Annotated in this window: 7 protein-coding genes; 5 read left to right on the top strand and 2 right to left on the bottom strand. The window is 72.1% G+C overall.

Going from position 1 to position 8,286, the window contains the following annotated elements; genetic code table 11:
- Nucleotides 1-11: 11 nt before the first annotated feature.
- From OG406_RS36965 to OG406_RS36955, 3 genes are read left to right on the top strand one after another with little or no spacing between them, the layout of a single operon-like run.
- On the top strand, nt 12-1,037 hold the full coding sequence (locus tag OG406_RS36965; protein ID WP_266854755.1) for a FecCD family ABC transporter permease: 1,026 nt from the start codon (nt 12-14) through the stop codon (nt 1,035-1,037).
- A 1-nt stretch (nt 1,038) separates the two neighbouring features.
- Nucleotides 1,039-2,151: a FecCD family ABC transporter permease gene (locus tag OG406_RS36960; RefSeq protein ID WP_266853005.1), complete on the top strand. Its 1,113-nt coding sequence runs from the start codon at nt 1,039-1,041 to the stop codon at nt 2,149-2,151.
- Nucleotides 2,152-2,155: 4 nt separating this feature from the next.
- Complete coding sequence (locus tag OG406_RS36955) at nt 2,156-3,052, top strand: ABC transporter ATP-binding protein (protein ID WP_267051827.1); 897 nt, start codon at nt 2,156-2,158, stop codon at nt 3,050-3,052.
- A gap of 96 nt (nt 3,053-3,148) precedes the next feature.
- Here the strand turns inward: OG406_RS36955 and argB are convergent, their stop codons facing one another.
- On the bottom strand, nt 3,149-4,024 hold the full coding sequence (gene argB, locus OG406_RS36950; RefSeq protein ID WP_266853009.1) for an acetylglutamate kinase: 876 nt from the start codon (nt 4,022-4,024) through the stop codon (nt 3,149-3,151).
- Nucleotides 4,021-4,968 (bottom strand): methionyl-tRNA formyltransferase, encoded by a 948-nt coding sequence (locus OG406_RS36945; protein ID WP_164370065.1) that lies wholly within the window; start codon nt 4,966-4,968, stop codon nt 4,021-4,023. The genes argB and OG406_RS36945 overlap by 4 nt, the downstream gene beginning before the upstream one ends.
- 85 nt (nt 4,969-5,053) lie before the next feature.
- Here OG406_RS36945 and OG406_RS36940 point away from each other — a divergent pair, with 85 nt between their 5' ends.
- Together OG406_RS36940 and OG406_RS36935 are read left to right on the top strand one after the other, a co-directional pair.
- Nucleotides 5,054-6,412: a lysine N(6)-hydroxylase/L-ornithine N(5)-oxygenase family protein gene (locus tag OG406_RS36940; RefSeq protein ID WP_329190077.1), complete on the top strand. Its 1,359-nt coding sequence runs from the start codon at nt 5,054-5,056 to the stop codon at nt 6,410-6,412.
- A gap of 152 nt (nt 6,413-6,564) precedes the next feature.
- Nucleotides 6,565-8,259: an ABC transporter ATP-binding protein gene (locus tag OG406_RS36935; RefSeq protein WP_329190076.1), complete on the top strand. Its 1,695-nt coding sequence runs from the start codon at nt 6,565-6,567 to the stop codon at nt 8,257-8,259.
- Nucleotides 8,260-8,286 lie beyond the last annotated feature (27 nt).

Below are 8,286 nucleotides of genomic sequence, written 5' to 3'. Positions count from 1 at the left end.
GAGACCGCAAGGTGACCGGGGGCAAGCACATCCGCCCGGTCCTTCTCGTGGCGTCGCTGGGCACGGTGCTGATCGTGCTCTGTCTGCTGTCGATCGCCGTCGGCGCGGCCGGCATCCCGTTGGACGAGGTGGTCCGGGCACTGTTCGGCCACGCGCCCAGCCGACTGGTCGACAACATCGTCTGGACCGCCCGCGTCCCCCGGACCACGCTGGGACTCGCCGCCGGTGCCGCACTGGGCCTGGCGGGCGGGCTGATGCAGGCGCTGACGCGCAACCCGCTCGCCGACCCGGGCGTCCTCGGTGTGAGCGCCGGCGCCTCCTTCGCCATCGTGGTGGCCGTGGGAGTCTTCGGGTTCGGGTCGTTCTACGGATACGTCTGGTTCGCCTTCGCCGGGGCCCTTGCGGCCAGCGTGCTGGTGTACGTCCTCGGAAGGCTGGGCCGGTCCGGCCTGACCCCGGTGAAACTGGCGCTCGCCGGAATCGCCGTGACCTCGATGCTGTCCTCCCTGACGAGCGCGATCGCGCTCACCGACCCGGACGCACTGGACCGCTACCGCTTCTGGTCCGCGGGCTCCATGGCCGACCAGGACGCCGCCACCGTCTGGCGGATCCTGCCCTTCCTCGCGGTGGGCACACTGCTGGCGCTGGCCTGCGCACCGGCGCTCAACAGCCTCGCCCTCGGGGACGACGTGGCGGCCTCGCTCGGGCGCCGACTGGGTCTGGTCCGGCTCCAGGGGGTCGCCGCGGTCACCCTCCTCACCGGCGCGGCCGTCGCCGTGATCGGCCCCGTCGTCTTCGTCGGACTCGTCGTGCCGCACATCGCCCGGGTGCTCGCCCGCTCCGCGGGCCTCGGCCCCGACCACCGCTGGCTGCTGCCCCTGTCGGCGGTGCTGGCCCCGTGCCTGCTGCTGACCGCGGACATCGTCGGGCGGATCGTCGCCCGGCCCACCGAGGTCCAGGCCGGGGTGATCGTCGCCTTCATCGGAGGCCCGTTCTTCATCGCCCTGGTCCGACGCCAGCGCCTGGCGGAGGTGTGACATGACGAAGCCGGCCGTACGGACCCTCGACTCCCGGCCCGGGAAGGCGTCTTCGCCCCCGACGCATCTCCCCTCGGCGTTCCGCGCCTACCGTCTCGCCGTCCCGCCCGTGTCGGGGATCGTGCGGCCCCGGCTCGTCGCCCTGTGTCTGGTTCTCGGCGTCGGCGCCTTCCTGCTGTTCTGCTGGGGCCTGACGATCGGCGACTATCCGATCGCCTTCACGGACGTCGTACGCGCCCTGGGCGGTGCCGGCGATCCCGGCACCGTGCTCGTCGTCCAGGACCTCCGGCTGCCGCGGGCCCTCGTCGGCCTCTTGGCCGGTGTCGCGTTCGGCGTCTCGGGCGCGCTGTTCCAGACGATGACCCGCAACCCGCTGGCCAGCCCCGACATGATCGGCCTCACCCAGGGAGCGGGCACCGCCGTGGTGGCGGGACTCGTGCTCGGCTGGGACGCCGGTCTCGGCACCCAGACGCTCGGCCTGGTCGGGGCCCTGGCCACGGCCCTGCTCGTCTACCTGCTGGCCTGGCGGCGCGGCACCACCGGCTACCGGATCATCCTGGTCGGCATCGGCGTCTCCTGGATGTGCGCGAGCGCGACCGACTACCTGATGGCCAAGGGCGGACGCTTCGAGGCGCAGGCCGCCCTCGGCTGGCTGGTGGGCAACCTCAACGGCCGCACCTGGGACGAGACCCGCCCCCTCGCCGCCGCCCTGGCGGTCCTGCTCCCGGCCTCGCTGCTGCTCGGCCGGCTGCTGCGCACGCTCCAGCTCGGCGACGACGTCGCCACCGGCCTCGGCACCCGGGTCCAGTCCGTCCGCCTCGCCGTCCTGCTCACCGGCGTCGGTCTGATCGCGTTCGCCACGGCGGCGGCCGGCCCGGTGGCCTTCGTCGCGCTCGCCGCCCCGCAGATCGCACAGCGCCTGGCCCGAACCGCCTGGCCGCCCACTGTCGCCTCCGGACTCACCGGCGCCCTCGTGGTGCTCGGCAGCGACCTCATCGCCCGCACGCTCATCTCCGGCACGGAACTCCCGGTCGGCATCGTCACCGGCGTCCTCGGCGCGCCGATCCTGCTCTGGCTGCTCGTCCGCGCCAACCGCGCGGGCTCAGGAGGTTGATCCCATGTCGGCTCGTCCCACGTCGGCCGATCCCCTGTCGGTGACGTCCCCGCCCTCCGACCGAACACCGGGCGCGGGCCCGGACCTGCGGGCGAACGGCCTGCGACTGGGCTACGACAGCCGGACGGTCGTCGACGAACTGGATCTCGTCGTGCCGCCCGGCCGGATCACCGCGATCGTCGGCGCCAACGCCTGCGGCAAGTCCACCCTGCTGCGCGCGCTGGCCCGGCTGATGGCACCGCGCGCGGGAACGGTCGAGCTGGACGGGCGGGCGCTGCACTCCATGCCGTCCAGGGAACTCGCGCAGCGGCTCGGCATCCTGCCGCAGAGTCCCGTCGCACCCGAGGGCCTGACCGTCATCGACCTGGTCAACCGGGGCCGTTCGCCGCACCAGACCTGGTGGCGGCAGTGGTCGCGGGCGGACGAGCAGGCCGTACGGCAGGCACTGGCCGCCACCGGCATGACCGACCTCGCGGACCGTCCGGTCGACGAGCTGTCCGGCGGGCAGCGTCAGCGCGCCTGGATCGCCATGGCGGTCGCGCAGGGGACCGAGGTGCTGCTCCTCGACGAACCCACCACCTATCTGGACCTGGCCCACCAGATCGACGTGCTGGACCTGATCACCGATCTCAACCGCCGGGAGCACCGGACGATCGTGATGGTGCTCCACGACCTCAACCAGGCCTGCCGGTACGCCGATCACGTCGTCGCCATGAAGTCGGGACGGATCGTGGCCGAGGGCTCCCCCGCCGAGGTCATCACGGTGGAGACCGTCGAGGACGTCTTCGATCTCAACTGCCGCATCACCACGGACCCGGTGAGCGACACCCCGCTGGTCATCCCGATGGGACGGCACCACGGAGCCCCCGCCCTGGAGCGCGTCGCGCAGGGCGCCGACTGAGGGCACCCCTCCCCCGCCGAGGGGGCCTGCGCGGATGTCCGGCCGCGCGGGGCATCCCGCCTCGCGCGACCGGTCCTCGCAGGCCCGGTCGGGCCCTTACGGCGTGCGGTCCGGCACGATCGTCGTGCCGATCCCGCGGCGCCCCGACAGACCGTCGAGCAGGGCGTGCGGCGCCCGGCCGTCGAGCACCCGGGCCGCTCCCACTCCGGCGCGCACGGCCCGCAGACACGCCTCCATCTTGGGCACCATCCCGCCGCCGAGCCGCGGCAGCAGACCCTCCAGTTCGACCGCGGTCATCCGGTCGACGACCCGTTCGCTGTCCGGCCAGTCCGCGTAGAGGCCCGGCACGTCGGTCAGGACGACCAGCGCGTCGGCTCCGAGCGCGGCGGCGACCGCTCCGGCGGCCGTGTCCGCGTTCACGTTGTAGACCTGGCCGTCCTCGCCCCGGCCCACGGACGAGACCACCGGAATGTGCCGGTGCTCCAACAGCAGTCCGAGAACAGCGGTGTTGACCCGCGTCACGTCGCCGACGAGGCCGATGTCCACGCGCTCACCGCCCACGTCGGCGAATCGCTTGACGGCGGTGAGCGTGCGCGCGTCCTCGCCGCTGAGCCCGACGGCGTACGGCCCGTCCTCGTTGAGCAGTCCGACCAGTTCCTTCTGGACCTTGCCGGAGAGCACCATCCGCACCACGTCCATGGTCTCGGGCGTGGTGACCCGAAGCCCGTTCAGGAAGGCGGACTTGAGGCCGAGGCGGTCCAGGTGGGCGCCGATCTGCGGGCCGCCGCCGTGCACCACGACGGTCCGCACACCCCTGCTGCGCAGGGCGAGGACGTCCTGCGCGAAGGCCCGCCGCAGCGGCTCGTCGGCCATCGCGTGGCCGCCGTACTTCACGACGACCGTGCGGCCTTCCGGGGTTTCCCGGCGCTCCTCCGGCGCGGCCCGGTCGACGAGCCCGAGCGGGCCGCTCACGGACGAGCGGTGAGGTAGCCGCCCATGGTCCGGAAGTAGTCGGTGGCCGCGTGCTCGGTGCCGTCCTCGGTGCGCACCCGCCGGACGAGCAGCCCGCGCAGCCGGCCGTTGCGGGCCTCCGCGCCGGCGACGACCACGATCCCGTCCCCCTCGCGGATGAAGATCCGCCCCGGGGTGCCGCCGTAGCAGCCCCGCGACACCGACGCCTCGACGATGCGCAGGCGTTCGCCCCGGTGGTGGGTGAAGGCGTTGGGATACGGGTCGGACTGGGCGCGCACCAGCCGTTCGAGGTCCTCGGCGGGCCAGGTCCAGTCGATCCGGCTGTCCTCGAGCGAGCGCTTGTGGAAGAAGCTGGCGCGGCTGCGGTCCTGCGGTATCCAGTGGGCCCGGCCGGACGCGATCAGGTCGAGGGACTCGGTCACCACGGGGGTGATCAGGTCCACGGTGCGGTGGAACAGGTCGGTCACGGTGTCGGCGGGGCCGACCGGGACCGCCCGCTGCAACAGCACGTCCCCGGCGTCCAGTTCGGCGTTCATGCGGTGCGCGGTGACACCGACCTCGCGCTCGCCGTTGATCAGCGCCCAGATGAGGGGCGAGAAGCCCGCGTAGGCCGGCAGCAGGGAGTCGTGGACGTTGAGCGTGCCGTGCGGGGGGAGGTCGAAGACCTCCGGCGGCAGCACGGTGCGCCAGTTGTTGGCGACGATGATGTCGGGCTCGGCGTCCCGCAGGGCGGCGAGGAGTTCCGGGTCGTCGGGCCGGTTGCGCAGCAGTACCGGGATGCCGTGCTTCTCGGCGAGGTCGGCCACGGAGTCGTCCCAGATCTTCTCGTAGGCGTGCTCGCTCTTGGGGTGGGTGACCGCCAGAACCACCTCGTGGTCGGACTCCAGCAGAGCCTGGAGCGTGCGATGCCCCCAGGTCTGGTAGCCGAACATGACGACCCGCATAGTCGATCCTCTCTTGGAGACCACCATTGCAAGGTAAGGCTAACCTTATTTACCATCAGGGGCGCCCAAGGGAAGGGAAGTTGCGGTGAACGCACTGCACGACGAACCTGACGCCATACATGACGTGATCGGGATCGGTTTCGGACCGTCAAATCTCGCACTGGCCATCGCCATTGAGGAGCACAACGCCGGGGCATCGACCGAGGACCGGATCCGCGCGGAGTTTCTGGAGCGTCAGCCCTCCTTCGGCTGGCACCGCGGCATGCTGATCGACGACGCGACGATGCAGGTGTCCTTCCTCAAGGACCTCGTCACGATGCGGAACCCGACCAGCGACTTCACCTTCCTCTGCTTCCTGCGGGAACGCGGCAGGCTGGTGGACTTCCTCAACGCGAAGACCCTCTTCCCGTTGCGGATCGAGTTCCACGAGTACTTCGAGTGGGCCGCGGCCCGGCTCGCGCACCTCGTGGGCTACGACTGCGAGGTGCTCTCCGTGGAGCCGGTGACGTCGGACGACGGCGAGGTCCGCTGGTTCGACGTGACGAGCCGGGTGCCAGGATCACCGGAGCGCACGGTGACCCGGCGGGCCCGCAACATCTCGGTCGCCGTCGGACTGGAGCCTCATCTGCCGCCCGGTACCGCACTGTCGGACCGTGTCTGGCACAACAGCGAACTCGTTCCGCGGGTGGCCGAGTTGACCAGCACGGGCGCACCGGTGGGCCGCATTCTGGTGCTCGGGGCCGGGCAGAGCGGCGCCGAGGCCGTCGACTACCTGCACCGGTCCTTCCCGGACACGGAGATCTGCGCCGTCTTCGCCAAGTACGGCTACACCCCGGCCGACGACAGCCCGTTCGCCAACAGGATCTTCGACCCGGAGGCGGTGGACGTCTACTTCCGGTCCGCCCCGGAGGTGAAGCAGTCACTGGTCGACTACCACCGCAGCACCAACTACTCGGTGGTCGACATGGATCTCATCGAGTCGCTGTACGCCACCATGTACCGCGAGAAGGTCCTCGGGCGGGAACGGCTGCGCCTGCGCAACGTCTCCCGCATCCGCGACGTACAGGCCCGCGAGGACCGGTTGGACGTCACGGTGGAGTATCTCCCCACCGGAGAACGGGAGATCATCTCCTCGGACCTGCTCGTCCACGCCACCGGTTACCGCCCCCGGGACCTGGACGCGCTGCTGGGCCGGGCAGCGAAGCTCTGCCTGCGCGACGACAAGGACGCCGTCCTGGTCGGCCGGGACCACCGGGTCGAGTTCACGTCCGAGGTGACGGCCGGCATCTATGTGCAGGGGGCGACCGAGCACACGCACGGTCTCACCTCGACCCTGCTGTCGACCACGGCCGTGCGTTCGGGCGAGATCCTCGACTCGCTGCTCGCCCACCGGGCGGACGACACGGCCGCGCGGACCGACGACGCCGCCCGAACCGTCGTGTAGACACGGGCAGTTGGGATCAGGAGGGACGGCATCGCCCTGCGCGCCGTCCCTCCTGCCGGGGGGACGGTCCTTGTCGCCCGGACACCGGCCCGGCAGTTCAAACTTAAGGTAGCCTCACCTAAGTTTCGATGTCCTTTCCCGGAGGGGTATGGATGAGTGCTGCACATCCGTCGGGGCGTGGCGTCCTGAGGGAATCGGTCACGGGACAACGCGGACGGGTGGCGCTCAGTGCCCTCTTCGGTTCCGGGCACCAGATCGGCGAGGCCCTCGTCCCCGCCCTCATCGGCGTCGTCATCGACCGCGCCGTCACCGGCTCCGACACCGGCGCCCTCGTCCTGTGGCTCGGGGTCCTGGCCGCGGTCTACGCAGGACTGGCCCTGAGCTTCCGGATCGGCGCGTGGTCGGGCGAACTCGCCGCCGTCCGTGCCGAACACTCCTTGCGTATCACCCTCATTCGCCGGGTCCTGCACCCCGGCGGCGGCGCCGAGAAGGGCAGGCTCCCCGGCGCGCTGGCCAGCATCGCGACCGAGGACGCCAAGCGGGTCGGAGCCGTCAACATGGCCCTCACGCTGGGGATCGCCGCACTGGTGGGCATCGCGACCTGCGCGATCGTGCTGTTGCGGACCTCGGTCACCCTCGGCCTCGTCGTCCTGGTGGGCACTCCGGTACTGCTGTGGCTCGGCCACCTGCTGAGCAAGCCGCTGGAGACCCGGAGCGAGGCCGAGCAGGAACAGGCCGCACATGCCTCGGCCGTCGCCGCCGACCTGGTGGCCGGTCTGCGCGTCCTCAAGGGCATCGGAGGCGAGTCGGCGGCCATCGAACGCTACCGCGCCACCAGCCGCGACTCCCTGCGTGCCACCCTGCGTGCCGCCCGGGCGCAGGCCTTCCAGAGCGGCATGGTCCTCGCCCTGACCGGCTGCCTGATCGCCGCCGTCGCCCTGGTCGGCGGACGGCTGGCAGCGGAAGGCACCATCAGCCTCGGCCAGTTGGTCTCGGCGGTCGGCCTCGCCCTCTTCCTCATCGGCCCCCTGGAAGTCCTCGCCTGGGTCAACGCCGAACTCGCCCAGGGCCGCGCCTCGGCGACCCGGATCGCGGAGGTGCTGGCCGGCGCGCCCGCCGTCACCGCCGGCGGCAGTCCGCTGCCGAGCCCGGTGCGGGGCGCCGTACGGCTGACCGGAGTACGGCACGGCGGGCTGCGGGGCGTCGACCTCGACATCGTCCCCGGCGAACTCCTCGGGGTGGTCGCGACCGACCCCGCCCACGCCGCCGATCTGCTGCGCTGTCTGAGCCGCCAGGCCGACCCCGACGCCGGATCGGTCGAACTGGACGGGGTGTCCCTGCGCGACCTGGACCCGGCCGGGATCCGTACGGCCGTCCTCGTCGCCGAACACGACGCGGACCTCTTCGAGGGCACCGTCCGCGGCAACGTGACCGCCGCCGCCCCCGAGGCCGCGCCGCCCGAACCGGCGATGAGCGCGGCCGGGGTGACCCAGGTGTCCGAGACGCTGCCGGACGGCGAGCACACCGCGGTCAGCGAACAGGGCCGCTCCCTGTCGGGCGGCCAGCGCCAACGAGTGGCCCTCGCCCGCGCGTTGGCGGCGGACCGGCCGGTCCTCGTGGTCCACGAACCGACCACGGCGGTCGACACGGTGACCGAGGCCCGCATCGCGTCCGGCATCCGCGACATCCGCGAGGGGCGCACCACCGTCCTCGTGACGACGAGCCCCGCCCTCCTCGCGGTCACCGACCGGGTGGCGCTCCTCCACGACGGCCGGGTCACGGACACCGCTCCGCACGCCGAGCTGGTGCGGCGCCACGCGATCTACCGCTCGGCGGTGCTGGCGTGAGCGGCACCCCGGCGGACCGGAACGAGG

This window comes from Streptomyces sp. NBC_01428, from assembly GCF_036231965.1.
Lineage (GTDB): Bacteria > Actinomycetota > Actinomycetes > Streptomycetales > Streptomycetaceae > Streptomyces.
This window is presented reverse-complemented; position numbering and strand designations above follow the sequence as displayed.

What these genes read in the sequence shown, in the direction of transcription:
- OG406_RS36960 (WP_266853005.1), top strand. Translation starts at nt 1,039, where the DNA reads ATGACGAAGCCGGCCGTACGGACCCTCGACTCCCGGCCCGGGAAGGCG.
- OG406_RS36935 (WP_329190076.1), top strand. Translation starts at nt 6,565, where the DNA reads ATGAGTGCTGCACATCCGTCGGGGCGTGGCGTCCTGAGGGAATCGGTC.
- OG406_RS36955 (WP_267051827.1), top strand. Translation starts at nt 2,156, where the DNA reads ATGTCGGCTCGTCCCACGTCGGCCGATCCCCTGTCGGTGACGTCCCCG.
- OG406_RS36945 (WP_164370065.1), bottom strand. Translation starts at nt 4,968, where the DNA reads ATGCGGGTCGTCATGTTCGGCTACCAGACCTGGGGGCATCGCACGCTC.